The sequence below is a fragment of the Candidatus Hydrogenedentota bacterium genome, from assembly GCA_019695095.1.
Taxonomy (GTDB): Bacteria; Hydrogenedentota; Hydrogenedentia; order Hydrogenedentales; family SLHB01; genus JAIBAQ01.
On record JAIBAQ010000029.1, the window covers coordinates 1 to 25,187 of the forward strand.

Sequence of the window (25,187 nt, forward strand, 5' to 3'; positions counted from 1 at the left end):
CAGCCCTGCGCGACGAAGGCAAGATCCGCGAAATCGGCGTGTCGAACTTCGGCGCGACGGACTTGGCCGCATGGATGAGCGAGGGGACGTGCGTGTCCGACCAACTCGGCTATAACATCCTGTTTCGCGCCATCGAACACGAGGTGGTTCCCGCCTGTCGACAGCACAATCTCGGCATTCTGGCCTACCTGCCCTTGATGCAGGGACTCCTCGCGGGTCGCTGGGATAGCGCCGACGACATGCCCATACCGCGGCGGCGATCACGGCACTTCTCGGGTGCCCGAGAAGGCACGCGGCACGGCGAGCCCGGTTGCGAAGAACTGACCTTTCAAACGCTCGCGAAGATCCGCGCCGTGGCCGACGGTCTCGGACAACCCATGGCCAATGTTGCGCTGGCCTGGCTCATGGCCCAACCCGGCGTAACCAGCGTCATCGTCGGCGCGCGCAGGCCCGATCAACTCGCTCGGAACCTCAAGTCCGTGGAATTGACGCTATCGAGCGATACCTTGAAGGAGTTGGACTCAATCAGCCAACCACTGAAAGACTACTTCGGACTGAATGCAGACTTGTGGCTGGCGGAGAAAGAGCGGCGCGTGTTGTGATGTCAACCACTGGGAGGCCACGATGGATATTAGACGTCGCATTTGGGAGATCATTGAAGTCTCACGTGAGGGGGATAAGCTGAGCTATCTAGAGGATCTTCTGATACTGGTCCTCGTTCTGCTAAGTGTGTCAGACACTGTGCTGATGTCTGTGAAACCACTCGCGGAGCAATACGGAGAGTTGTTCAATGGATTCGACACGTTTGTCATTGTTGTCTTTAGCGTCGAATATGCGGCCCGAATTCTCTTCTGTACGAGTGACCCTGAGTACAGACACCCAATATGGGGGCGGCTGCGCCAAGCGTCTCGACCTCTCGTTATTCTCGATCTCCTGTCGATACTGCCTTTCTACATAAGCTGGTTGAGTCTTGACCTTATCTTTCTACGGGTATTTCGCGTCGCGCGAATCCTGCGGGTTGCTAAATTGGCTCGGTATGTGAGCGCATTCAACCTTATGACAGATGTTGTCCGCCGGAAACGTGAAGAGCTACTGGTGACACTGGGAATGATGGCGCTGCTTGTCATCGTGTCGTCCTGCCTGCTTTACGAAGCTGAGAATTCGGTGCAACCCACCAAATTCCCCGACATTCCTTCTAGCATGTGGTGGGCAATCGCGACACTGACAACCGTTGGATACGGTGATGTATATCCAATTACCGGTATGGGGCAGTTTCTAGCATCCGTTACAGCAATTCTCGGAATTGGATTCTTTGCGCTTCCCACGGGAATTCTGGGTGCCGGATTTGTCGAAGAGATTCAGCGGAAGAAGGCTCCGCAACATTGTCCTCATTGCGGGAAAGCCATCCACAAATAATGCCGCAGCGTTATAGTCCGACCACACTTGTTATGCTGCTACGAAATAAAGGTGGCGCCGAGTGAGCATAATTGTAAACACAAGCGATCAAGCTGTGTGCGAACGATATCAATCCAAAATCCAAAATCCAAAATCACTACCCGTTGCTTGCTAGCCCCAGGTTTTCCGCAATACGCCGGAAGAACCCGGGCCGGTTCTCTTGAATGTCGCCGCGTTGGCGCTGCAGACGGAGCGCCAGTTCCTGCACACACCGCGTTGCAGGCGCCGCCGGATACCGCAGAACGAATGGATACGATTGCATGACGCTCTGCTGCACATGCGGGTCGCGTGGGATATAGCCCAGATACGACAAGCTGCGGCCCAGGAACTGTTGCGTCACATACGACAGTTTGCTCGCTACGGCCTTCGCTTGCGCTTCGCTGACCACTTGATTGATGACAAGACGAAACACGGCATCGTCTCGGGTTTGATGAATCGTCTTGATGGTTGCGTAGGCATCGACGATGGACGACGGTTCAGGAGTCGTTACGAGCAGTACTTCATCGGCCGCAGCCGCAAATGCCACCGCATTCTGGCCAATGCCGGCCATCGTGTCGATGATGATGAAGTCGTGTTCTTCCTGCAATTCGCGCAAGCCTTCAAGGACGTTGTTGCGCGCCGTCGGGCCCATATCGGCCATACGCGCCAACCCCGAACTCCCCGGAACCACTTTCATGTCGCCGGGCCCGTTCACCAGCACCTCTGCAATTTTGCGTTCGCCGAGTATCACATGTTGCAGGTTGTAGAGCGAGTTGAGCCCCAGCAGGACTTCAACGTTGGCCAGGCCGAGGTCCGCGTCCAGCACCACAACGCGCGCCCCGTTGTTCGCCAATGCGATCCCCAGGTTCACGCTCGTATTGGTCTTTCCGACGCCGCCTTTGCCGCTGGTGACGGCCATCACGCGCGCGCCGCGCTGATGATTCTTTACGAAGTCTCGAAGTCGTTGTGCTTGATCGGCCACGGGTGCACCCTACCTTCCGTACAAAGTTCCGACTCGCGTCGAGCGGCCCTTCAAGACCAGCTCGGTAACGATATCGGATTGCGCCAAAACCAAGTCGTCGGGAACGTTCTGTCCCACGCTGAGATAACTGATCGGCAAGCCGCATTCGGCAGACATCGAGAAGAGCGTGCCGTAGCGGCGCGTCTCGTCCAGCTTCGAGTAGAACACCGAAGAGGGCGACAACGGCGCGAAGTTCGAGACAATCTGCTGTTGATCGTCCAATTGGGTGTTTGCCGCAAGCATCAACATGATTTCGTGCGGATCACCCGCCACGAGCATTTCGCGCAACTCCCGCAATTGCCCCTTGTTGAACTGGCTGCCGCCCGCCGTGTCAATCAACACAAGATCGTACGAATGAAACGCCGCGATAGCGCTCGCCATCTCCTTCGCGTCGTTCACGACCGTCATCGGAATGCCGATGATGTTCGCGAATACGCGAAGCTGTTCCGGGGCCGCCACGCGATAGGTGTCGGCCGTAATCAACGCGACCTGCATCCGTTCGCGCACGGCATACCGTGCCGCCAATTTGGCGAGGTTCGTCGTCTTTCCGACTCCGGTCGCTCCCACGAGCGCAATCCTGCGGCACGTGCCCGCGGTGACCGCGATTCCTCCCGTCACTCGCACTTGCCGTTGAACCTCATTCGCGAGCCGCTCCGCAAACACGCGCGGATTGCGCATCACTTCACGATCGCTATCGCGCACCGCAGCTGCCAACAAGGCCGCTGCTATCTTGCGCGACACCCCGGCATCAAGCAGCATCTTGTAGTGCGAGGCGTACTCGGTTGGCACGTTCGCGCCGGGAGTCTCCGCCACCAGCATCTCGACCAACTGCCGCAAGTCCGCGATTTCCCGGCGAAGTACATCCGTCATGTTGGGCGCGGGCTGGGGGCGCTTAAACGGGACTACTGGAGATGGCGCGGCCTCGGCGGACTCCACCGGCCTCGGCGCAGGTTGCGAGGCAATGCGGCGCTGCGCTTCCGACACCAATTGCCTGAAATACGCCACGCTGTCGGCCACGGTTTCGTCCGAACCAACCGGGGCGTTCTCCTTGGCGGCGGGAGGGACGGTACGTGGCGCAGGAGCCAGATTGCCCGAAAGCGTGTTGGCGTATTTGCGCTCCGCCGCGCCAAGACTCCGCGTCGGAAACTCTTTCCGCGCGACCGGGGCCGATGCAGTCAGTTCTACGAGCTTCTTTCCAAGGAAACCCAGCACGCCACCCTCCCTCACATGCGTAGTTCGAATCACGACAGCGTCATCTCCAAGCTTCCGGCGCATCAAGGTGTACGCGTCGTCAAACGTCGATCCCCTGAATCGATGGAACTCCTGGGTCATGTTACTTGCTCACCTGTCCTTCGCTCTCAAGTTTCACGGCCGGGTCGATCTCGTTAAACGACAACACGACTACTTTCGGAATCTTCCGCTCAACGATCCGGCGGAAATACCGGCGCACCTGCGCCGAAGTCAGTACAATGGGTTCTTGCCCAGCCATTACGAGTGGTTGAACGGCCTGCACCGTGTTACGCGCAATCGCGTCGGCGCGCGCCGGTTCCAAGGGAATGTACTCGCCCGTTTCCGCCTGCCGGATCGCGTCTATGATCTCCTTCTCCAGGTCCGGAGCCAGCGTGACCACGTGCAGACGGCTTTCGTCGTCAATGTATTCCGCGCAAATGTGTCGCGCCAACGCATGCCGCGAATATTCGGTAAGGATCTCCGGATCTTTCGTGCGTGGACCAAAGTCCGCCAGCACTTCGAGTATTGTCTCCAAGTTTCGAATGGAGACGCGCTCGCGCAGCAGGTTCTGCAAGACCTTCTGCACTTCGCCCAGCGTCAAGATGCCCGGCACCAGCTCTTCAGTGACGCTCTTCGCCGTTTCCTTGATGTGATCGACAAGTCCTTGGACATCCTGACGCGTGAGGAGTTCGGGCGCATATGTCATCAGCAGTTCCGTGAAGTGCGTCGCCAATACCGCAGACGGTTCGACAATCGTGTAACCCAGGCGTTCTGCCCTGTCACGCTGGTTTGCGGCGACCCATACCGCCTTCAATCCGAAGGCCGGTTCAACCGTCGGTATACCTCCGACTTCCTCCTCCACAATCCCGGGATTCATCGCGAGATAATGGTCGGGAACGATCTCGTAGCGCGCGATTTCCGCGTCGCGCAGCTTGACTCGATACTCATTCGGCCGAAGCCGCATGTTATCCACAATCCGCACAACGGGGACGATGAATCCCATTTTGGAAGCCATTTGCTGGCGGATAATTTGAATGCGCGTGAGCAAGTCGCCGCCTTGTTTGGGGTCGGCCATCGCGATGAGCCCGTAACCCAATTCGATCTTGAGCGGATCGACTACCAGCAGCGCTTCCGTCTTCGGCGGCTCCTCTTTCACCTTCGCCTGGCGTTCCGCGGCCTCTTTCGCCTCCGCGGCAGCCTTGTCGCGTCGCGCGGTTGCGCCGGATTGATAAGCCAGTGCACCCAACAGTGCCGCCACGATCATGAACGGCAGCGTCGGCATCCCCGGCACAACGCCAAACAACGCCAACAGCACCGCGCTCAGTCCGATAGCCCGCGGATACCGCGTCAATTGCTTTGTCATGTCGGCGCCGAGATTGTCTTCGGTGGCTGTGCGTGTAACGATAAGGCCCGCTGCCGTCGACACAATCAGCGCCGGCACCTGCGTAACCAGTCCATCGCCGATGGTTAACCGCGTGTACACTTGCACGGCATCGGTAAGTTCCGTGCCCATCATGACGACCCCGATGAACAAGCCGCCCAGAATGTTCACAATCGTGATGATCAGGCCCGCAACCGCGTCGCCGCGCACGAATTTCGTCGCGCCGTCCATGGCCCCATAAAAGTCGGCTTCCCGCTCGATGGTGCGCCGGCGTTGCCGCGCCTGTTGCTCGGAGATAAGTCCTGCGTTCAGGTCCGCGTCCACGCCCATCTGCTTACCAGGCATGGCGTCCAACGTGAAGCGGGCCGCGACTTCTGAGATGCGCGTCGCGCCTCGCGTAATCACCACGAACTGAATGATGACGAGGATCGAGAAGATTACGATACCTACAACGTAGCTGCCGCTCGTCACGAATGTCCCGAATGCCTCAATCACCTTGCCCGCGTTTGCGTTCGATAGAATCAACCTCGTTGACGCAACGTTAAGACTCAAGCGAAACAGGGTTAACATAAGTAACAGCGATGGGAAGACCGCGAAATCCAACGGATGCTGTAGGTAGATCGCGCCCATCAGCACCACCACGGAAAGAGAGATGTTCAGCGTGAGCAGAATGTCCAGCATCCACGTGGGTATCGGAAGCACGAGCACAAGCAGAATACCCACCGTGCAGACGGCCAACGCAATGTCCTGATTGCGGAAAAGGGCCGGCCGCTGGTCCAGCATCTCTTGTTGCGATACCGCCACGCCTTACACGCTCCCCATTGTCGCTAAGCCGTACATCATCGCGCGCCTGCCAGAGTGGACATGTTGCGCGCCCGCTCACGACGCTTCTCTATGCGCCGATCGATGCGATACACGAATGACAACACCTCGGCCACCGCCCGGAAGAGATTCTCCGACACCGGCTGACCCACTTCGATGTTCTTGAACAAGGCTCGCGCCAGTTCGGGTTTCTCTACGATGGGCACCTGATTCTCTTCCGCGATTTGGCGGATGCGCTGCGCCAGCAATCGCGCTCCCTTGGCAACGACGACGGGAGCGGCCATGGTGTCCATGTCGTACCGCAACGCGACGGCGAATCGGACCGGGTTGGTAATAATGACGTCTGCTGTGGGCACCTCAGCCATCATGCGCTTCATCGCCATCTGGCGCTGTATCTGCCGAATCCGCTGCTTGATGCGCGGATCCCCTTCCATGCTGCGCGCTTCTTCCTTGGCTTCTTGGACTGTCATCCGAAGATCCTGCCGGTGCTGCCAGTACTGGTATCCGAAATCCGCCAAGCCCAGGATGAGCATCGCAAGGACTACTCGCAGCCAAATCGCCGCCGCAAGCGATGCGATGCCCGATATTGCTCCCATCGGCGTCAAGTAGGCTATCCCATAAATCTCGTCGATGCGGTCGCGCATGGCTACATAAACGATATACATGATGAGCACAAGCTTAAGAACCGATTTGACGAGTTCCACGAGCGTTCGCGGCGAGAAGAACTTCTTGAACCCGCTAATTGGATTCAACCGGTTGAATTTCGGCGCCAGCGCTTTGGGCGTATACACGAAACCGGTCTGAATCACGTTCATCGTCGTGCCCGCCAACAGCATTAGAACGCAGAACGGCAAGAGCAAACGGCCCAGGCGCAACAGCGTGAACATGGCCAAATCGATGAACGCGTCCGTGTCCGGAGAAAACTGCGTTATATTGCCGAAGAAGAACTGGGTGCTTTCCACGAGGCCTTCGAACATGTCCGAACCCGAATACCAGAAGATGCCAAGCGCGACCGCCAACGACCATGCCGCGTTGAGGTCCTGACTCTTGGCAATGTTCCCTTCCTCGCGCGCCTTCGATATCTTCTGCGCTGACGCGGGTAGGGACTTCTCTCCACCGGTATCTTCGGCCATGTCCCGTTATGCCATCCCTCGTATCGCCGTACCCACATTCTCGAACATCCGCTCGAACATGCCGTCCAGCAGACTCAAGTACGCCGTCAACGATATCGCCACCAGCAACAACGCCATCGCGATTGTCACCGGGAATCCCACGACAAAAAGGTGTACCTGCGGGATGAGGCGACTGAGAAGCCCCATCGTCAGGTATGCCAGCAACAGCGCTCCCACTGCGGGCGCCGCAATCATGATTCCGTCGTAGAACATGGCTCGTCCCCACGAGCTTACTTCCCACAAGAGGGCGGGATTTGCCTGAAACCCACCCAGGGGGATCGTTTCGAAAGACGCCGCCAGCGCCCGAATCATCAGGTGATGCGCGTCCAGCACGAGCAAGTACAGCGCCGCCAGCAGAAACAGAAAGAAGCCGAAGATGGGTACCTGTGTCTCCAGGGCCGGATTGAACACGTTGATTAACGAGAATCCGCTCATCATGTCCAGAATTTGTCCCGCCACTTGAATCGCCGCGAACGTCAGCGTCATGACGAACCCAATGACGATCCCAATCAGCAATTCTCCCATTCCGTACAACGCAAACCCCACGGCATCATCCGGAATCGGCGTATCCAACCGCCCGATTGCCGGAGTAATCAACATTGCCGTCAGGCCAACCAAGCCAATCTTCGCCGTGGTTGGAAAATTGCGCGAGCCAATAACCGGCGCTGTCATGATGAGCCCGCTGAAGCGCACCACGACCAGGAGGAAGACTTTGAAAACCTCAACCTCGAATACCATGCGATCGTGTCATCCCGATTCACACGGTCCTCACCCCAAGGCCGGACCGCGAATCGTCATCTCACTATGGACATAAACCCGCCGAAGATCGGCTCCACATAGCCCAACAACATACCCACCATCCATGGCATGAACAGCACAAAGGCCGCCATCACCACCACGATCTTTGGTACGAACGTGAGAGTGATTTCCTGTATCTGCGTTACCGACTGAAAAATGCTGATGATTAGCCCCACCACCATCCCGGAAAGCAGCATCGGCGCCGACACCAAGAGGGTGATGTACATGGCATTGCGGCCAAGTTCGAGGACGGTGTCTTCAGTCATATTCCCAGTCCCCTGCTCGCGAGTAAGCTAACCTGTTGAAATAGAATGATATAGTTCAAAATAGCCCCCCAATCCGGACCGGCCATCCCACCGGTAGGGACTGGTTTTGTCTAGCAGGCAAGATACCACAATATATAGAGGTTGTCAATTGACAATCGTCCATAATTTGGGGTTTTTCTAATCGCCCCTTCCGTATCTTGTAGGTGCCCGAAATCGATCCCGCACCGTGCTGATGCCCGGAAGGTCCGAACTTGCCCTCGCCTGGAAGCTGAGTTGCGCTGGCGCAAATTGCGGGCTATGCTTGTCACCTCTGGCGAGCGCCTGGGTTGGGGATCGCCACGCCAATCCCAAGGGGGTATTCATGGCTACTATCGAGGCATTCTTAGGTTGGCTCAGCGGGATCGTGTGGGGCCCGCCGATGCTAATCCTGCTTTTCGGCACCCATCTTTACCTGACCTTCCGGTTGCGGTTCATCCAACGCTATATCTTTAAGGCGATCAGGCTCTCTTTTGAGCGCACGCCCGGAGAAGCCGGAGACATCAGCCATTTTGGCGCGCTGACAACCGCGTTAGCCGCGACTATTGGCACCGGCAACATCGTCGGCGTTGCGACTGCCATCGCCGTTGGCGGACCCGGCGCCGTCTTGTGGATGTGGCTAACCGGTGTCTTCGGCATCGCCACCAAGTACGCCGAAGCCGTACTCTCGGTGAAATACCGTGTTAAGACCGCTAAGGGTGAGATGGCCGGCGGCCCCATGTATGCCTTGGAACGTGGACTGGGCTGGAAATGGCTTGGAATAGTATTCGCCGCCTTTACCGTCATTGCCTCGTTCGGAATCGGCAACATGGTTCAAGCGAATTCTGTATCGGATCTGGTTTCGGAGACCTTTAAGGTCTCTCCGTGGATCACCGGTTTGGTGATGACAATCCTCACCGCGGTTGTGATTCTCGGCGGAATACGTTCCATCGCGCGCGTGTGCGAGAGACTCGTGCCATTCATGGCCATCGGTTACGTAATCGGCTGCATCGTCCTCCTGACCATTCATTCCTCCACGCTTCCCGACACCATCGCGCTGATCATTAAGAGCGCGTTCACCGGCCATGCCGCCGTGGGTGGATTTGCGGGCGCAGGCATCATACAAGCGATGCGCATGGGCATTTCGCGCGGTCTCTTCTCGAACGAATCCGGCTTGGGTAGCGCACCCATCGTTGCCGCCGCCGCCCAGACACCCAACCCTGTGCGCCAGGCTCTCGTATCGTCAACCGGCACCTTCTGGGACACGGTCGTCGTCTGCCTGATGACTGGTCTCGTCATCGTGAATTCCGGCGACTGGCAGGGCAACCTCAACGGCGCAGCCCTCACCAAGTCAGCGTTTGCCCACGTGCACACATTGGGGCCCGCGATTCTCAGCTTCGGTTTGCTGACCTTCGTTTTCTCGACAATCCTGGGATGGTCGTACTACGGCGAGAAAGCCTGCGAGTATTTGTTCGGATCGCGGGCAATCCTCCCGTATCGGCTGGCCTGGGTCGCCGCAGTCATGGTCGGGTCCGTCGTCAAGCTCAAGGTAGTCTGGGATTTTGCGGACGTTGCCAATGCGTGTATGGCCATTCCCAATCTCGTGGCGCTACTGCTGCTCACGTCCGTCATCGTCAACGAAACCAAGACGCACCTGTGGGAAGAGAATTACTCCGTGCCGGTGGAAAAGGAATCTGCTTAGCACGGTTTCAATCGCATCCAACATGTTTGAACAGGAGATAGAGATCATGAGTAATCAAGGAGACAGGGCCGCCTGGTTGAAAGCGGGCGGTTCCGTTTGCGCACGTACCGATATTGCGCCGCAGCGCCCCTACCGGATGGTTCTGCTTGGAGCCCCTGGCGTCGGCAAAGGGACCCAAGCCGAACTCATCAGCGAACGGCTGCATGCGTGTCAGTTGTCCACCGGCGACGTCTTCCGCGCCGCCTCGTGCGACGGAGCCGACTCCCTCAGCGCCGCCCTCAAGGAAGCCATGGAGAGCATGCGCGCGGGTAAACTGGTCTCGGACGATACCGTCATCGAGATGGTGCGCGAACGTAGCCACTGCCTATCCTGCCGCTTCGGTTTCCTGCTCGACGGATTTCCGCGCACCGTACACCAAGCCGAGGCGCTTGGAGAGATGCTTGCCGATCTCGATGTAGAGTTGGACGCGGTACTCAACTACACGCTGCCCATTGAGGATGTCGTGAAGCGTCTCAGCGGACGCCGCACGTGCCGTTCCTGCAAGACGACGTTCCATATCGAGGGTAAGCCACCGAAGGTCGAAGGCGTGTGCGACAAGTGCGGCGGCGAACTCTACCAGCGCGACGACGACCAGGCCGAGTCCATCCGCACGCGCCTGCAGGCCTACGCCGAAAGCACCGCTCCGCTCGCCGAGTACTACGACAAGAAGGGACTGCTGTGCACCATCTCCGCCGAAGGCGACCCCGAAACGGTCTTCGGCCGGACTACCAAAGCACTCCAGGAACGCCTCGGCGCAACCATGTAGTACCCGTTACTTCGTGTTATCAATCTGACGGACGCCGCGCACGGCACTACCTGGCGTGGCGTCTCTTCATCACTTACGGCTTATCGACGATCCACAACCGCGTCTGTGGCGTTAGATCGACTACCTTGCCGTCTGCAAATCCCGCTTCCTTCGTCCACGACGCTACTTCGTCGAAGGTGTACGTGTCTCCTTCGTCCGTCATGAGCAGCATGCGTAGCGCAAAGATAAGGCTGAATGCCGGTCCCGAACGGTCGTTATCGACGAGGAAGTCTTTGATGATGAGCGTGCCGCCGCTCTCCAGCGCATCGAAGCATTTGCGCACGATCGCGCGATTACCATCCGGACTGAAGCTGTGGATAATGTTCGAAACCAGAATCAGATCGTATCCAGATCCATACGTGTCTGTCGCAATATCGCCGGCCAGAAACGAAAAGCGATCTGCGACGCGCGCTTCCGCCACTTGTTCGCGCGCGATTTCAATCACTTCGGGCCGGTCAAACTCCGTTGCGCGCATCTGCGGATGCGCTTTCAGAAAGGCAATAGAGTACGTCGCGGGTCCGCCGCCCAAGTCAAGCACGTGGCGGTAGCGTGACAAATCAAGCGCTGCCAAAATCTCGTGCGCGCTGGTGACCCCGATGTCGCGCATACCCAGTATAAACGCCCTCAACTCGTCTCCGGAACGCCGCATGGTCGTTCCGGCCGCGGACTTGCCGGCGCGCACCGAATCAATCAAACGCGCAGATGCGTCCCAATAATTCGCGTTGTGGTCCAGAATGTTTCCCTGGTAATGCGCCTTGCCAGGAACAAGACATGCCGATGCCGCCGGTCCGTTCGTGTACGTACCATTCGATTTCTCAACGAGCTTCAAAGCAACCAAAGCATCCAGAAGGATGCGCGTGCCGCGCAGGTCCGCATGTATGACGCGCGCGACTTCCTCAGCCGTGCGCGGTTCCTCCAACTGCGCGAACACATTTGCACGATGCGCCGTAAACAGGACTTGCGAATGGATGAAGCCTATCGAGAGCGCGTTAATCGCATTGCCAAAATCGCGAATGGATGCCGTATTGGAACGGAATGTCATGAATGGTCTCCGGGTAAGGTTGTGGCCCGTGTCCGCCTCTGATACAGGCCAAACAATCGGATTCATAATGCCGTTTGGGTGAGCGGCACTCAAGCACATCTAACCGGTTACGACGTTAAAGTACCTACTGGCATCGCCGCACACGTCTTAGCTCAGGACTCTCTTCACATAGACACGCATGGGCATTTCGAACCGCTTCCAGGTAAACCACGAAACGGCCATGCAAATTCCACTGTAGACGGCGAGCACAAAAGGACTGTCATACGGGATCACGATTCCGGTTGCGGCCGTGCCTGTCAACAGCATAAGTTCCAATGGAAAGTGCACAAGGTAGAGTGAAAAAGAAATGTCCCCGAGAAAGCGCAGTGTCCGTAGTCTCAGAATGCTCCCCGCGATCCGCGTCCGAAGCCCCAGTAGCACAAGAGCTGGAAAGCACACGACCGCCAGTACGTAGAACGCCAGGCGAGATTCGGGTATGCGAAACAAGTATGCGCACAATCCGCAGATGGCAAGGAACAAGATGTCCGAAATCCTTGTGTTCAACCGTAGCGACGGAAGCCAATCCTGGGCGGCTCGTGCCAGCAGACCCATTCCAAAGCACAAGAAGCAAGAGAGTAGACCCTGGAGTGATCGCAGGCTCGGCTGTTCTCCGCTCCACCCGAGACTAGCGTCCATCGCGGCGGCAAACAGGACCAGTCCGCAACCGACCCAGATATAGCGGCGAGGATGCGCAAGAGCGAGACCCAGAAAGACCACATTGACGATGAATTCCGTCGAAATGGACCAGGCTGGGCCATTAAATGAATAACCGGTCTGAAGCCCTGAATCGTTCAGCATTAGAACATTGAGAAACAGATGCCAAAGGTCATTGTAAGGGTACATGAACACGTACCCAGTCAGGATTACGTGAAGCTTCTGCAGCGCGCCAACGACAACCAATGTCAATATATGCAGTGGATAGAGACGCGCAATGCGGGAGACTACAGCGCTTCGAAACGTCGGATAGCGCCCTTCGACCGCGTAGATCTGAGCGAGAATGTACCCCGAAAGCACGAAGAACAGGGGTACAAACAGAAATCCGCCCTTATAAATCGGGGCGAGGATCGAACGAAACGGATCACCTCCAAGATGCGTGGAGTAGTGGTGCAGCACAACGCCCATGGCCGCAATCCCTCGAATCCCATCCAATTCGCGTATTCGCGGCCCTGTGGATTCCACCTTTCCCCCGGCAATGTCCTGGCTTGAGTGCTCTCTGCGATTACAGTCTCACCTTGTAAAGGACTTACATGCTGGATTTCAATGGTGTCTCACGTGTCCCGCCGATTTCTTCACCCGGACGATACTCTCGCTCCAGGTTCGCCCGGATAGCCGCCTCGTCAAACCACACGGGTTTGGTCTGGCGCGCAATGAACAGCGGCACTTGATCCGCGTAATGTGGCGACTCCGGACGGCTCGTGGCGCTGCCGTACTGGTGAATACTGCGTGAGTGTACCTTGCCCTCTTTGTCCCATGCAGCAATCAACACGTAACAGTCTCCTGCCCGTCCGTGAACTTGGCCGTTTTCAAGGCCTTCCAGCTTTCCGTCACTGACGCGAAAACCGTACACCGCGTGCAACACGTCTGGCCCGCCGCCGAGACCTACATTGACCTTGCCGCGGTGCAGGCGATTCACTTCGCTCCACGGCACGTCGATCTTTCCAAAATGATCTTTCAGTGCCTGCGCATTGCCCTTCAACAGCGCCAGAGCTTCGTCAATGTCTCCGCTCTGCGTTTCATTATCCGAACCCGGGCTGATGGTCAGCAGTGTAATTGCGGCAGCTGTGTTCTCGGGGTTGGTGTTCAAGTCCCACTTTCGCACGACGTCGAGTGCCTCATTGGTGAGCGCGTCATCGGACTTCGCGGCCTTCAGCTTCTCCCACATCTTGGCGATTTCAGAGTCCTTGGAGTACGCCATGTCGTACTTGTATGCATAGAACTCTTCTTCCGTGATCGAAGGGTCGGCGCTCAACAACTCAAACGCCCGCAATGCCCGGTTCGACATGTGCGTCTCAATGCCGAGCGTTGCCGAATAATCCTCCGGCTTGGGATTCTCAGGATCCAGCGTCGTGCGAAACGGCGTGCTGTTGCAGTTCTGCACAAAGCCTGACGCAGGATTCTCCACGCGCGGATCCGCGTCCCACGGCAGGTACTCCGTCCACAACGTATCCGATGTGGTTCCCGGAAGATACTTGCGCCAATCGTAACCTTCCGCCCGCTTCGGAAAGCGCGCGTTGTACACGTAGAGAATGTTGCCTTCGCGGTCCGCGTAGGCGCAGTTGAACGACGGAATTGCCTGCATACGCATGGCGTCCTTCCATTCAGCGATGTTTCGGGCTTTGTCCATCCGGTACCACTGCTCCACCGCGCGGATGTCGCCCATGCCCGCATACCGAATCGCATATACGCCGTGCTTCTGACGCACCGTAGGTCCATACACAGACCAGAGAATCTCGCGCTTAAACGTCCACGAAATCGGCCCCCAGAGCTTCACTGTGATGGGAGCCTTCGCGACTTCTAAGTCGCGCCACTGTCCATCGAACTTGTACTGGTTTGGATTGGCGGGATTCATCTCCAATACGAAGATGTCCACGAGATCGGGTTTATTGACCGTGTGTGCCCAGCCTAGATTCTCGTTGTGCCCATGCAACACGACCGGGGTGCCCGGAAACACACCGCCGACTGCGTTCCAGCCTTCTTCGCTGTGCAGGTGCGCTTCATACCATGCGACCGGCCCTTCCCACGGCTGATGCGAATTGATGTTGATGAACGTGCTGCCATCCGCGGAGCGTTTTGGGCTCACCGCAAACGTATTGGATCCCACGGGCAAATCGTCAGTCAGATACAAGCGCGCAGCCTGGGCAGGATTCTTCTCTGAAACTTCGTGACGGCGCGTGTCGCCGAACAGTTCCTTCACCGCCTTCTCCACGCCAAAGAAGAACGGCGCCTTGAACACAAACCCGGCAACGACGTCCTTCCCCGTAATCGGCAACACGCCGCGCGGGACTTCACTGGGATGCAGCGCCGCATAATGATTGACGCCATCCGCATACGCCTCGCACACGGCGCGAGTCTCCGGTGAAAGATCCGATTCGTACTTCGCGTTGACCGTCGGCCACACGCGCATCAACGCCACCATGTAGTCAATCGGCGCGGAGTCCTTCCCCTTAATCGATGCCAGCTTGCCTCGCGATGTCAGCAACGCCTCCATGATCGTGGGCATGTCGTCTTCGCAATGTGCATACCCTAGCCCATACGCCGTGTCCGCGTCTGTTTTGCCAAAGACGTGCGGCACGCCCCACGTATCCCTGAGGATATGCACGCTGTACGTCTTACCTTTCGCAATGAGTTCCGCGCGAGAAGGTTCGCTGCTCCCCGCAAACGCGTACACACCTGCGGCGAGGACAAGAATGATGGTTACAGCAATAAGGAGTTTACGCATGGAGGGGACTCCCGATTGAGATTTGGACAGCGCTGTATCCTGTCAAGTCCCGGCAGGTGAGTCAAGACTATGCAGAGGCCCAATGGCAGAGCCCTTAGATCGCCACTCTATGTGCGTCTCTATAGCGGTAATCGCATCAAGACACTCATCGCATGCGGAGCATTCGTCCCATCCGTCCATGTCTTCCGCGCGAAACACGCGCTTGCAAACCCGTGCCCGCCCTCCGATAATAACACTGTCCTGTGTGAAGGCTGAATGTGGGAGACCTGTCATGAGTCAGCATGTCAGCGAGTTGGAGTCCCGCAAAGTCGCCGAAGCGTCCCGGCAAACGGAATGGAGACAGCCCAGTTTCCTGCGCGAACTTTTCTTGGGCAACTTCCGGCCGGACTTATTGCCGCCGTATCCAACCCGTGCGTTCCGCCCCGAATTCCAAACCACGTTCGACGCGTTCAAGCGATTCCTGATCGAAGAAGTCGACGCAACCGAAATCGACGAGACCGGCGAATACCCAAAACGCGTGCTCGACAAGCTTGCCGCCATGCGCGCCTTCGGTTTGCTTGTACCCAAAGACTACGGCGGCCACGGACTCGACAAAGTCGAGTGGTGCAAGTTGATGGAACTGCTTGCGAGTTACGAGGGCAATTTGCTCGGCCTGTTATCGCCACACCAATCGGTCGGTGTGCCGGAAACCATTAAGCAATTCGGAACACCCGAGCAGAAGCAGAAATACCTGACGCGTTGCGCGGCGGGTGACATCTCTGCGTTTGCGCTGACGGAACCCGACGTTGGCTCGGACCCCGCGCGTCTCGCCACCACGGCGCAGATCACCCCAGACGGCGACGCGTACATCCTCAACGGCCTCAAGCTCTGGTGCACCAACGGGACCCTCGCGAAACTGCTCATCGTCATGGCGCGTCACCCTGATACGAAGAAGATCAGCGCATTCGTCGTGGAGACAGAGTGGGAGGGGGTGACCGTCGAGCACCGCTGCCACTTCATGGGATTACGCGCGCTGGCAAACGGTGTAATCCGCTTCAACAACGTGCGCGTACCGAAAGAGAACCTCGTCGGCGGCGAAGGCAAAGGACTCAAGATCGCGCTTACCGTGCTCAACGTGGGGCGCTTGTCGGTGCCCTCGGGTGCGGTCGGTACGGCGAAGAAATGCATTGAAATCTGCCGCCGCTGGGCGGGCGAACGCGTGCAGTGGGGCAAACCCATCGGCAAACACGAAGCAATCTCACACATGATCGCCGATATGACAACGACTGTGTTCGCGATGGAAGCGATTGCCTATCTCGCCGCCGAAATGGCCGTGCGCGGCACATACGACATCCGGCTCGAAGCGGCCGCCGCAAAAGAATGGAACACCTGCCGCAATTGGGAGATCGTGGATAACACCTTCCAGATCCGCGGCGGACGGGGATACGAGACTGAACGTTCCCTCGCGCAACGCGGCGAAGAACCCATACCCGTTGAACGCATGATGCGCGACTCGCGTATCACGAAAGTCTTCGAAGGCGCAAGCGAAATCATGCACCTCTTCATTGCGCGTGAGGCCGTGGACAAGCACCTCCAGATCGCCGGCGCCATGGTCGATCCCGAGGCATCGCTTTCAACGAAGCTCGCCGCATTGCCCAAAGCCGCTACCTTCTACGCGGCGTGGTATCCCTCACGGTGGCTCGGCTGGGGACATTGGCCGCGCTACGCCGAATATGACGCCCTCGCGACGCATTTGCGTTTCATCGAACGCAACAGCCGCAAGATGGCGAGACAGATCTTCCACGGCATGATGGTCTATCAAGGCAAGCTCCAACACAAGCAAGCATTCCTCTTTCGAATCGTGGACATCGCCATGGAACTCTTTGCCATGTCGGCCTCCGTGGTTCGCGCACAAACGCTCCTCAAAGAAGGCCACGCGGACGCGCAGAATGCCGTCTCCCTTGCGGACATGTTCTGCAAAACCGCTCGCCGCAAGGTGCGTCATCTGTTCCACGACCTTTGGCACAACGACGACGCAGCAAAATATCGGACCGCGCTCAGCGTGCTCGACGGTACGCATACGTGGATCGAAGAAGGCATCATCGCCCACGACGAAGAACCATTCCCGCCGAGCCTGAAACGCGGAGGAGAACTCCCTGGAACTGACTGCGTGATTCACTCGCATGCGTTGAAATAACGCACGCTATGGAAGGAATGGGGGAATCGAGCGTGCTATGCTATCCTCAATTCCAAGGGGTTGATTGCATGAAAAGGAAAGAGACAAGTGAGTCCGGTGATGCACTCATTAGGCAAATGGTGCAACGTATAGTCCGCAAGTTCGACCCAGAACGGATAATCCTGTTTGGCTCTCATGCGCGTGGGAATCCCGGTCCCGATAGTGACGTGGACCTCATGGTTGTGGTTGATGTGCCGGGTTCCAAGAGAGAGCGGCAACTTGAGATTCGCATGGCTCTCCACGATATCCGTGTGCCAAAGGACATCATCGTTACGGCTCCCGAGGAGTTCGTGTGGCGCAAGGATATCGCTGGTACGCTAGAAGAACCAGCAGCCCGCGAAGGAATTGTCCTCTATGCCAGGCAGTGAGCTTCACCTCGCTGTCGTGCGCGAGTGGGTCCAGAAAGCCGAAAATGACTTGACGACAGCTGTTCATACGCTCAAGTTGCGTGAAGACTGTCCCACAGATGCGGTTTGTTTTCACGCCCAGCAGTGCGTCGAGAAGTATCTCAAGGCATTTCTGGTGTATAGAGGCATTCACTTTCCTCGCGTACACAATATTGAAGAGTTGGTGGCGCTGGTGCCGAGAACGGATCGTCCTGATTTGAGCGCAGTGGAACAGGAGCGGTTGACGGACTTCGCGACGGCGACCCGCTACCCCGGCGACTACGACCCGATTCCGCTACGTGATGCACGTGTGGTTGTTGCTACTGCGCGGCGGGTGAGAAGACATGTACGTCGATTACTCCCCAAGACGACCACTGTCCGTCGCCGAAAGTGATGTGAAATGAAAGTGCGTTCATTCGATTCGCTCGCCACGTGGGAATGGACTGTGCATGCCTAACGCCCTTTCCGACATCAAGGTCATCGACTGCACCCGGCTCTTGCCGGGCGGCCTGTGCACCATGCTGCTGGGCGACCTCGGCGCGGACGTAATCAAGGTCGAGGAGCCGGGCCGTGGCGACTACATCCGTACCATGCCGCCGTTTGCGCAAAACGAGAGCTACATGCATCTCGTGCTCAACCGCAACAAGCGCAGCATGACGCTCAACCTAAAGACCGAAGCCGGATGCGACATCCTGCGCGAGTTGGTTCGTCACGCTGACGTGCTGGTCGAAGGCAACCGGCCTGGGGTAATGGACCGCCTCGGCGTCGGATACGAGAATCTGAGTCGAGTCAATCCGGGCCTCATTTATTGCGCCATCACTGGCTATGGCCAAGACGGTCCCTACGCGCATCTGCCCGGCCACGACATCAACTATATGGGCATCGCGGGAGCGCTGGAATTGTCCGCTCGAAAAGGCGATACGCCTCTGCCGCCAGGCCTGACCGTTGCCGACATCGGCGGCGGCGCACAGATGGCTGCTATCGGCATTCTGGCGGCGCTGCACGCGCGCCGCGTATCTGGAAAAGGGCAGTTCATCGATATTTCCATGACCGACGGCGTCGTGTACTGGCTGTCATTGTTTGCCGCATGGCAATTCGGATTCGGTACGAGCCCTCGCGGCGGTGAGCACGTCCTGCTGGGTCAGTTCCCATGCTACGCCGTGTATCCCGCATCAGACGGTAACCTCACAGTCGGCTGCCTTGAGCCGCACTTCTGGGCGAACCTTTGCGCAGCCCTCGCGCGTCCGGAGTACGTCGAAAAGCAGTTCTCCCTGGAAGACGCTGCCGCGATATACGAAGACCTATGCGGTCTGTTCCGAGCCAACACGCGTGCGGAATGGGTGGCATATTTCGCCGACAAGAACGTCTGCGTCGGGCCTTCGAATCTCATCGACGAGGCCATGAAGGACCCGCACGTTCAACACCGGCAGATGTTCACAACAACGCAGCATCCCACAGAAGGCGAAATCCATCAGCTTGGAATTCCCATCAAGCTATCGGGCACACCCGGCACCGTGCGAAGGCCCCCGCCAAGGTTGGGTGAACATACAGAAGAAGTTCTTTTCGGGCTTGGCTATACTCCATCGTCTGTCGCACAATTGAATGATCGCGGAGTCATTTGAGAACTCGTCACGGAGAACTACACCATTCATGGTTGAGAATGAGATCATCTCGTATCTTGAAATGTGTCGAAGAGAAGGCATGAGCCTACAGCGGGGAATGAACTTTCGATTGAAAGATGGCTACTCAGTGATCCTTATGTCGGTTCAACCTAATGCTCCATATAAAGACCGTTATGAGGACTCTGGGGCTGTACTGATATACGAAGGGCACGATGTTCCACGCTCGAACTCAGAGACTGACCCAAAAAGATGTGACCAGCCATACTACACAGCTTCGGGAAGACTGACAGAGAATGGCAAATTCTATGAGGCAGCGAAAGCCTCTATGCAGGGCGTGGGTGAAGATCACTTTGTAAGGGTGTATGAAAAGCTACGGCAAGGGATCTGGTCGTATAACGGAGTGTTTCGGCTCGAGGATGCTGATATAGAGCACGACGGGCATCGTAATGTGTTCAAGTTTCGCCTCAAAGCAATCGAAGAACCAGACCGCGGTTTCACCAAAAAAGAAAGTTTGAAGGGAAGGCAACGCATTATCCCTACAGCCGTTAAGCTGGAAGTCTGGAAGCGAGACAAGGGTAAATGTGTAATGTGCGGTTCAGATGATGAACTGCACTTTGATCATATTATCCCATATTCCAAGGGAGGGACTTCAGTATCCGCTGCAAACGTGCAACTGCTTTGCGCAAGGCACAATATACAGAAATCTTCAAAAATAGAATAAACGCTACAACTTGATTGAGGCTTGAACAAGTATGAAACGCTGGCGCATTGCAGGAATCAACTTCGATCACATGCACATGGGCGACAACCTTCGCATGGCGAAGGCGCACCCGCACGTCGAGATAGTCGGAATATGCCACGAAGAGACCGGGCGCATGCAGCAGACGATCCAGAGTCTCGGCATCCCTTCCGATCGTGTCTTCACCGATTACCGCGCGTGCATCGAGACGACGAAACCCGACATTGTGATGCTGTGTCCCGCGACAGCGCGGCACGGCGAATGGACGGAGAAGGTCGCCGAGTACGGCGTGCACATCATCATTGAAAAACCATTCGCCGCTTCGCTGGCCGAAGCTGACCGCATGGTGGATGCGGTAGCGCCCACCGGCAAACTGCTCGCCATCAATTGGCCGATGGTGTGGCGGCCTTCACACCGAACCACAAAACGCCTCATTGATGAGGGCGTTATCGGCGAAGTGCTGGAAGTCCACTACTACAACGGAAATCGTGGCCCGCTCTGGCACGTCGCCGACAAGGTGGAGGTCAGCGCCGAGGAAGTGATTCGCCAGAAACCGTCGAGCTGGTTCTACAAGAAGGGCCACGGAGGCGGATCGCTCCTGGACTACCTCGGCTACGGCGTCACCCTCGGCACCTGGTTTCAAGGCGGTCGCAAGCCCATCGAAGTCACTTGTGTCGTAGACGAACCTCACGGGTTGGAAGTCGACGAGCACAGTGTAACCGTCGCCCGTTATGCGCACGGCCTCTCGAAATTCGAGACGCGCTGGGGCACGTTCACCGATCCCTGGACCCACCAACCACAACCGAAATGTGGCTTCGTAATCGTGGGCACCGAAGGTACCATCGGCAGCTACGACTACGATCAAACCATTCGCCTGCAACGCGCCGAATGCCCCGAAGGCCGCGACGTGCCAGTCGATCACCTGGCCGCGCCATTCCAAGATCCCATACAGACCGTTATCCACTGCATCGAAAACGACATTGAACTCGATGGACCGCTCGCGCCCGCGGTATCGCGCATCGGCCAGCAACTTGTGGATTCCGCCGTCCTGAGCGCTCGCGAAAAGCGCACCGTTCCCTTGGTGGAGTGACGCGTATGTCACAAGACCGAGAATGCCGTGCCGAACAAGATGTACCTGTAGTCGCCGCGCCGGACTTGCCGTATCTGCCCCGCGACCCTGAAGGTTACCGGCCGGTCATCGGATTGATCGGCTGCGGCGGAATCGCCCCCTACCATCTTCGCGCCTACCGCAAGGCCGGCTATCGCGTTGCAGCCCTGTGCGATATCGCCGCCGCGCGCGCGGACGAATTGCGTAACGAGCACTACCCCGACGGAATATGCACTACGGACTACCGTGAAGTGCTGGCGCGATCGGATGTCGATGTCGTCGACATAACCACACATCCTTCTGAGCGCACGGCGATTATCACCGACGCGCTGCGCGCGGGTAAGCATGTGTTAAGTCAGAAGCCCTTTGTGACGGATATTGACGAAGGCCGCCGTCTTGTCGGTTTGGCGGAAGAATGCGGGCGTAAGCTCGCGGTGAATCAGAACGGACGCTGGGCGCCGCACTTCAGCTACATGCGCCACGCCGTAGACGCGGGGCTGATCGGCGACGTGACCGCAATTCACCTTGCCCTTCGTTGGGACCACAACTGGACCGCCGACACCCCGTTCAACGACGTGAAACACCTCATCCTCTACGACTTTGCCATCCATTGGTTCGACATCGTGACCTGCTTTATGGGTGACCGAAAACCTCTATCCATTTTTGCTTCCACGGCCCATTCACCTGCCCAGAGAGCCAAGCCCTATCTGCTGGCGCAGGTCCAAATTGAGTACGACGGGGCTTTAGTGTCGTTGTCATTCGACGCAGATACGCGCCATGGCGCGGAAGACCGAAGCGTGGTCGTCGGCACGAAAGGCACTCTTGTCAGCTTCGGCCCCGATCTGAACACCCAGACGGTCACACTGCAGACCGCCGACGGTATCGCGACCCCCACGCTTGAAGGCGACTGGTTTACCAACGGATTCCATGGAACCATGACCGAACTGCTGTGCGCCATCGAGGAAAATCGCGAGCCCTACAACAGCGCCCGGCACAACCTGCGTAGCCTCGCGCTCTGTTTTGCGGCGGTTGCCTCCGCCGAACAACGCCAACCCATCGCGCCCGGGACTGTTTTGCGGCTTCCGGGAACTTGACAGACCTTTCGCGGATAGATGAATACACAGGCGTCGAAGATCGTCTGATTGAACGAAGCGACTCGCTTCACGTTGTATCGCCTGGACCGCACCGCGTAAGGAGACTGGCTATGATGGCCGGCGTGACTGCTCGACACCTGCTCATCTTCATCCTGCTGTTTGCGATGCTGCTTGTGCTGCACACGGTGGCTGAGGCCTTGTAGCAGCCGATTCCCGGCGCGTTCTCGCACAGGTACCGCACCTGAGTTCCGCGTCGCGCTTGGATGTGCCTCTGGTGTGCCCGGCTTCTCCGGCTGCCCGCAGCAATGTGCTACACTTCGCCCTGCGCCAACCTCTCATGATCTGGCAGCTTGAGGAAAATCCGATGCATTCTTGGTTGCGTGCATTCGCACTGTGCATCCTTCTTGGGATTCCATCCATCCCCGCGTACTCAAATCCCGAATTCTCACAGCTTGCCGCCCACGCCGACGATTATGTGTTCGGCTTCTATCCCTACGGATGGCGCAACCGGGATCCTCAGGGTGACATCGTGTTTGCCGTGCAGGGTATGCGGTACGCCCTTCTTCTGAATGCGTCGCGGGCCTGCATTGAAAAGGCGGGGAACATCGACTCGACTTTACCCGCGCAACAGGCGGCCCATCAGGGCAATCACGCTATCCTGGATCCTCTCCCCGCTACCCCGGTCCGCTTTGAAGTTCGTATTGACGGCAAGATCTACCAGGTGGCCGCAGGAGCCCCCCGGCCCGAATCAGTCCTGATCCAGCGCATGGGCAAGTTTGTGGTCAATGTGGAAGTGCGAGACATTACGCTTCGATCGGCCGACGGAAAGGACCTCGAAAACACAAGAGCCGACCTGATCGCATTCTGCTGGCCAGACCACGCACGGCTCACCTTTCGACTGTCGGCGGAATCTTCCCTCGCCGACGTTGCGGTTGCCGCCCGGTATGCGCCAGGAACTGCGGGCATGCCGCTGACAGCCGTAAACCTGTTGCCGGAAGCGCAGTCGATGCGTGAGGAAGGGGCCGAAACCTTCCTGGAAAGCAGTCTCGTTTCGCTGAATCCCGGCGAGACGGCGACGGTTTCCCTTGCCCTCCTCTCCAGGGACTCGCAGCTTCCGGATGCGGATTCGCTGCGTGTGCGCGCAACGGGGATTGCCCCGTACACACAGGACCTCCTCGTCACGTACGACCCGGCCGCCGGATGGTTTCAGGTCATGCTTGGAGAGAACGCCGACATCTGGACCACGGAACGCATCCAATTGTCTGCCGAAAACCCCACCGAAAAGACCCTCCCTCTGCCCCTCGCGTTCAGCAAGCGCCGAGGCGGTTTCGGAATCACTGGGATGTCCCCTGTCTTGTGCGATGAGTCGGGTGCGCCAATCGGACTGCCGGTTCAGATTTCAAAGAACTGGCACTGCAAACCCCCGTGGTTCGATGGAGTCACGGTGCTTAACATGGGATCCCGGGCACAATACGCGCTCCAGTTCCGGCTTGCCTACGCAACATGGGGAGGAACCTTTGCCGTCTCGCATGCCCAGCTCGCCCTCGAAGGATGGGGCACCCATCAGCTTTGGGACGAGTGCGCCATCGGCTCGTTTGGGGAAAGCATCACCTACGACCCCGACATCAACCTGAATCGTTCCATGGTGGATGACATCCGGCCTTTGATGGTCTGGGGCATGGGCAAGGAACCGCAGCGCAAGTGGTCGTGGACACACAATGTCGGCGGCGCGGACTTTCTCGTGCTCGAGCAGGATGGGAAGCGGCAGATTCTCGGCAGGCAGAAGACCGAATACGAAGCCGTGGGGCCGGTGCTGACCACGGTCCGATACTCGGGGGAGACCCCCGGCGGCGCACTTCAGTCTCACGTCACGACGCAGTCATGGAGTAGCGATGACTGCGTGCGCGCCCTGTACACGCTAAGGTATGACGTATCCGCACCCGTCTCGTTTTCTCGACTGGCCTTCTTCCAGCTCGGCGCGGACAACTACAACACAAATCTCTTCAAAGAGATCTCGCGGGGAAACCTAAATGGGGTTCAGGAGACGTGGACGCCGCCGATGGGTGGGAAGCAATACAGTCGACGGCACGAGCCGCTGATCGGTGACGTCCCTTGGTTGGCCATCACGGGCAACGAGAAGAATCCGCCGCCGTTTATCGCCGAGGGCGACCAGGGGGCCTGGGCCGACCGCGGCATGATCGTGCGCCGATGGTCGGCGCGGCTTGGTGGCGTGGACGTTCCCCTGCCGCACTACGCCGTCTTTGGCACTGAAGATGGGGGAGTGCCGAGCGCCATTCTCGAATTGTCTCCTCCACCAGGCCTGACAACGCTCAACGCCGGAGACTTCGTGGATGCCCAGGTGGAAATGGTCATCCTGCCGCAACGTGCCGAAGACTACTACGGTCCCAACGCCGCCTTTGCCGCAGCCCTTCGCGAATACGGCGGCGACTGGCGCCTGGTGCATCGCGAAGCCAAGGGCGGCACGCTGAAAGTCACTGCCGAAGCCGCCACCGTCGTTTCGACCCGCCCCGTCGTTCTTCGCGCGACCCATGGAGCGAAGGGCGTTTTCAGCATAGAAGGCGGCTGTGGTCCACTTGCCATCACTATCACCAACCTCAAGCGGTATACGCCATTTTCCTTACACCGGCGTCATGAGGGTGAGACCATACCTGTTCTGTCGTCGTCCGATTTGGGCTGTTGGCAATCCAGATACCACCCGTCAAACGGCACCTACGATATTACTTTCATCTTGCCGCTCGATTTGCCTGGTGGCATCTCCGAAATGCAGACCTTTGTCTGGTCATGTGACGCGAGCTAA

General features: G+C 57.8%; 21 protein-coding genes. 12 read left to right on the top strand and 9 right to left on the bottom strand.

Features of this window, described 5'->3' with window-relative positions; translation table 11 throughout:
• Both K1Y02_07165 and K1Y02_07170 read left to right on the top strand, forming a co-directional pair.
• Positions 1 to 602 (top strand): aldo/keto reductase (locus tag K1Y02_07165; protein ID MBX7256126.1); only part of this gene is annotated, 602 nt, incomplete at its 5' end.
• A 22-nt stretch (positions 603 to 624) separates the two neighbouring features.
• The gene (locus K1Y02_07170) at positions 625 to 1,416 is read left to right on the top strand and encodes an ion transporter (protein MBX7256127.1); all 792 of its coding nucleotides are present in this window, start codon (positions 625 to 627) and stop codon (positions 1,414 to 1,416) included.
• A gap of 136 nt (positions 1,417 to 1,552) precedes the next feature.
• On the opposite strand, the gene K1Y02_07175 is transcribed toward K1Y02_07170, so the two are convergent.
• The 6 genes from K1Y02_07175 to fliQ are packed head-to-tail and all read right to left on the bottom strand — an operon-like array spanning position 1,553 to position 8,124.
• Complete coding sequence (locus K1Y02_07175) at positions 1,553 to 2,416, bottom strand: MinD/ParA family protein (GenBank protein MBX7256128.1); 864 nt, start codon at positions 2,414 to 2,416, stop codon at positions 1,553 to 1,555.
• Between the two features lie 9 nt (positions 2,417 to 2,425).
• On the bottom strand, positions 2,426 to 3,787 hold the full coding sequence (flhF, locus tag K1Y02_07180; GenBank protein ID MBX7256129.1) for a flagellar biosynthesis protein FlhF: 1,362 nt from the start codon (positions 3,785 to 3,787) through the stop codon (positions 2,426 to 2,428).
• 1 nt (position 3,788) lies between these two features.
• Positions 3,789 to 5,849 carry a flagellar biosynthesis protein FlhA gene (flhA, locus tag K1Y02_07185; GenBank protein ID MBX7256130.1) on the bottom strand — a complete coding sequence of 687 codons (2,061 nt, stop codon included), beginning with the start codon at positions 5,847 to 5,849 and terminating at the stop codon, positions 3,789 to 3,791.
• 56 nt (positions 5,850 to 5,905) lie between these two features.
• Positions 5,906 to 7,021, bottom strand: coding sequence for a flagellar biosynthesis protein FlhB (gene flhB, locus K1Y02_07190; GenBank protein ID MBX7256131.1), 1,116 nt, complete (start codon positions 7,019 to 7,021; stop codon positions 5,906 to 5,908).
• Between the two features lie 6 nt (positions 7,022 to 7,027).
• Complete coding sequence (gene fliR, locus K1Y02_07195) at positions 7,028 to 7,798, bottom strand: flagellar biosynthetic protein FliR (GenBank protein MBX7256132.1); 771 nt, start codon at positions 7,796 to 7,798, stop codon at positions 7,028 to 7,030.
• Between the two features lie 56 nt (positions 7,799 to 7,854).
• Positions 7,855 to 8,124 (bottom strand): flagellar biosynthesis protein FliQ, encoded by a 270-nt coding sequence (fliQ, locus tag K1Y02_07200; protein ID MBX7256133.1) that lies wholly within the window; start codon positions 8,122 to 8,124, stop codon positions 7,855 to 7,857.
• A gap of 361 nt (positions 8,125 to 8,485) precedes the next feature.
• On the opposite strand from fliQ, the gene K1Y02_07205 reads away from it, so the two are divergent.
• Positions 8,486 to 9,841, top strand: a complete 1,356-nt coding sequence (locus K1Y02_07205; GenBank protein ID MBX7256134.1) for a sodium:alanine symporter family protein — start codon at positions 8,486 to 8,488, stop codon at positions 9,839 to 9,841.
• Between the two features lie 136 nt (positions 9,842 to 9,977).
• Positions 9,978 to 10,646, top strand: a complete 669-nt coding sequence (locus tag K1Y02_07210) for an adenylate kinase (protein MBX7256135.1) — start codon at positions 9,978 to 9,980, stop codon at positions 10,644 to 10,646.
• A 73-nt stretch (positions 10,647 to 10,719) separates the two neighbouring features.
• On the opposite strand, the gene K1Y02_07215 is transcribed toward K1Y02_07210, so the two are convergent.
• The 3 genes from K1Y02_07215 to K1Y02_07225 form a co-directional block, all read right to left on the bottom strand.
• Positions 10,720 to 11,727, bottom strand: a complete 1,008-nt coding sequence (locus K1Y02_07215; GenBank protein MBX7256136.1) for a methyltransferase domain-containing protein — start codon at positions 11,725 to 11,727, stop codon at positions 10,720 to 10,722.
• A 147-nt stretch (positions 11,728 to 11,874) separates the two neighbouring features.
• Positions 11,875 to 12,945, bottom strand: a complete 1,071-nt coding sequence (locus K1Y02_07220) for an acyltransferase (GenBank protein MBX7256137.1) — start codon at positions 12,943 to 12,945, stop codon at positions 11,875 to 11,877.
• Between the two features lie 64 nt (positions 12,946 to 13,009).
• Positions 13,010 to 15,205 carry an acylase gene (locus K1Y02_07225; GenBank protein ID MBX7256138.1) on the bottom strand — a complete coding sequence of 732 codons (2,196 nt, stop codon included), beginning with the start codon at positions 15,203 to 15,205 and terminating at the stop codon, positions 13,010 to 13,012.
• A 271-nt stretch (positions 15,206 to 15,476) separates the two neighbouring features.
• On the opposite strand from K1Y02_07225, the gene K1Y02_07230 reads away from it, so the two are divergent.
• From K1Y02_07230 to K1Y02_07265, 8 genes are all read left to right on the top strand, one after another.
• Positions 15,477 to 17,381, top strand: a complete 1,905-nt coding sequence (locus K1Y02_07230; GenBank protein ID MBX7256139.1) for an acyl-CoA dehydrogenase family protein — start codon at positions 15,477 to 15,479, stop codon at positions 17,379 to 17,381.
• A 68-nt stretch (positions 17,382 to 17,449) separates the two neighbouring features.
• Complete coding sequence (locus tag K1Y02_07235) at positions 17,450 to 17,788, top strand: nucleotidyltransferase domain-containing protein (protein MBX7256140.1); 339 nt, start codon at positions 17,450 to 17,452, stop codon at positions 17,786 to 17,788.
• Entirely contained in the window at positions 17,775 to 18,200 is a 426-nt protein-coding gene (locus tag K1Y02_07240) for a HEPN domain-containing protein (protein MBX7256141.1), read from the top strand. The genes K1Y02_07235 and K1Y02_07240 overlap by 14 nt, the downstream gene beginning before the upstream one ends.
• Before the next feature lie 55 nt (positions 18,201 to 18,255).
• Positions 18,256 to 19,428, top strand: coding sequence for a CoA transferase (locus K1Y02_07245; protein MBX7256142.1), 1,173 nt, complete (start codon positions 18,256 to 18,258; stop codon positions 19,426 to 19,428).
• 28 nt (positions 19,429 to 19,456) lie between these two features.
• The gene (locus tag K1Y02_07250; protein MBX7256143.1) at positions 19,457 to 20,149 is read left to right on the top strand and encodes an HNH endonuclease; all 693 of its coding nucleotides are present in this window, start codon (positions 19,457 to 19,459) and stop codon (positions 20,147 to 20,149) included.
• A 31-nt stretch (positions 20,150 to 20,180) separates the two neighbouring features.
• Positions 20,181 to 21,257 carry a Gfo/Idh/MocA family oxidoreductase gene (locus tag K1Y02_07255; GenBank protein MBX7256144.1) on the top strand — a complete coding sequence of 359 codons (1,077 nt, stop codon included), beginning with the start codon at positions 20,181 to 20,183 and terminating at the stop codon, positions 21,255 to 21,257.
• Positions 21,258 to 21,262: 5 nt separating this feature from the next.
• Positions 21,263 to 22,369, top strand: coding sequence for a Gfo/Idh/MocA family oxidoreductase (locus tag K1Y02_07260; GenBank protein ID MBX7256145.1), 1,107 nt, complete (start codon positions 21,263 to 21,265; stop codon positions 22,367 to 22,369).
• 364 nt (positions 22,370 to 22,733) lie between these two features.
• Positions 22,734 to 25,187, top strand: coding sequence for a hypothetical protein (locus tag K1Y02_07265; protein ID MBX7256146.1), 2,454 nt, complete (start codon positions 22,734 to 22,736; stop codon positions 25,185 to 25,187).

Excerpts from the sequence above, each read along its gene's own strand:
- K1Y02_07170 (MBX7256127.1), top strand. The coding sequence starts at position 625 with ATGGATATTAGACGTCGCATTTGGGAGATCATTGAAGTCTCACGTGAG.
- flhF (MBX7256129.1), bottom strand. The coding sequence starts at position 3,787 with ATGACCCAGGAGTTCCATCGATTCAGGGGATCGACGTTTGACGACGCG.
- flhA (MBX7256130.1), bottom strand. The coding sequence starts at position 5,849 with ATGCTGGACCAGCGGCCGGCCCTTTTCCGCAATCAGGACATTGCGTTG.
- flhB (MBX7256131.1), bottom strand. The coding sequence starts at position 7,021 with ATGGCCGAAGATACCGGTGGAGAGAAGTCCCTACCCGCGTCAGCGCAG.
- fliR (MBX7256132.1), bottom strand. The coding sequence starts at position 7,798 with ATGGTATTCGAGGTTGAGGTTTTCAAAGTCTTCCTCCTGGTCGTGGTG.
- fliQ (MBX7256133.1), bottom strand. The coding sequence starts at position 8,124 with ATGACTGAAGACACCGTCCTCGAACTTGGCCGCAATGCCATGTACATC.
- K1Y02_07205 (MBX7256134.1), top strand. The coding sequence starts at position 8,486 with ATGGCTACTATCGAGGCATTCTTAGGTTGGCTCAGCGGGATCGTGTGG.
- K1Y02_07210 (MBX7256135.1), top strand. The coding sequence starts at position 9,978 with ATGGTTCTGCTTGGAGCCCCTGGCGTCGGCAAAGGGACCCAAGCCGAA.
- K1Y02_07215 (MBX7256136.1), bottom strand. The coding sequence starts at position 11,727 with ATGACATTCCGTTCCAATACGGCATCCATTCGCGATTTTGGCAATGCG.
- K1Y02_07225 (MBX7256138.1), bottom strand. The coding sequence starts at position 15,205 with ATGCGTAAACTCCTTATTGCTGTAACCATCATTCTTGTCCTCGCCGCA.
- K1Y02_07230 (MBX7256139.1), top strand. The coding sequence starts at position 15,477 with ATGAGTCAGCATGTCAGCGAGTTGGAGTCCCGCAAAGTCGCCGAAGCG.
- K1Y02_07235 (MBX7256140.1), top strand. The coding sequence starts at position 17,450 with ATGAAAAGGAAAGAGACAAGTGAGTCCGGTGATGCACTCATTAGGCAA.
- K1Y02_07240 (MBX7256141.1), top strand. The coding sequence starts at position 17,775 with ATGCCAGGCAGTGAGCTTCACCTCGCTGTCGTGCGCGAGTGGGTCCAG.
- K1Y02_07245 (MBX7256142.1), top strand. The coding sequence starts at position 18,256 with ATGCCTAACGCCCTTTCCGACATCAAGGTCATCGACTGCACCCGGCTC.
- K1Y02_07250 (MBX7256143.1), top strand. The coding sequence starts at position 19,457 with ATGGTTGAGAATGAGATCATCTCGTATCTTGAAATGTGTCGAAGAGAA.
- K1Y02_07255 (MBX7256144.1), top strand. The coding sequence starts at position 20,181 with ATGAAACGCTGGCGCATTGCAGGAATCAACTTCGATCACATGCACATG.
- K1Y02_07260 (MBX7256145.1), top strand. The coding sequence starts at position 21,263 with ATGTCACAAGACCGAGAATGCCGTGCCGAACAAGATGTACCTGTAGTC.
- K1Y02_07265 (MBX7256146.1), top strand. The coding sequence starts at position 22,734 with ATGCATTCTTGGTTGCGTGCATTCGCACTGTGCATCCTTCTTGGGATT.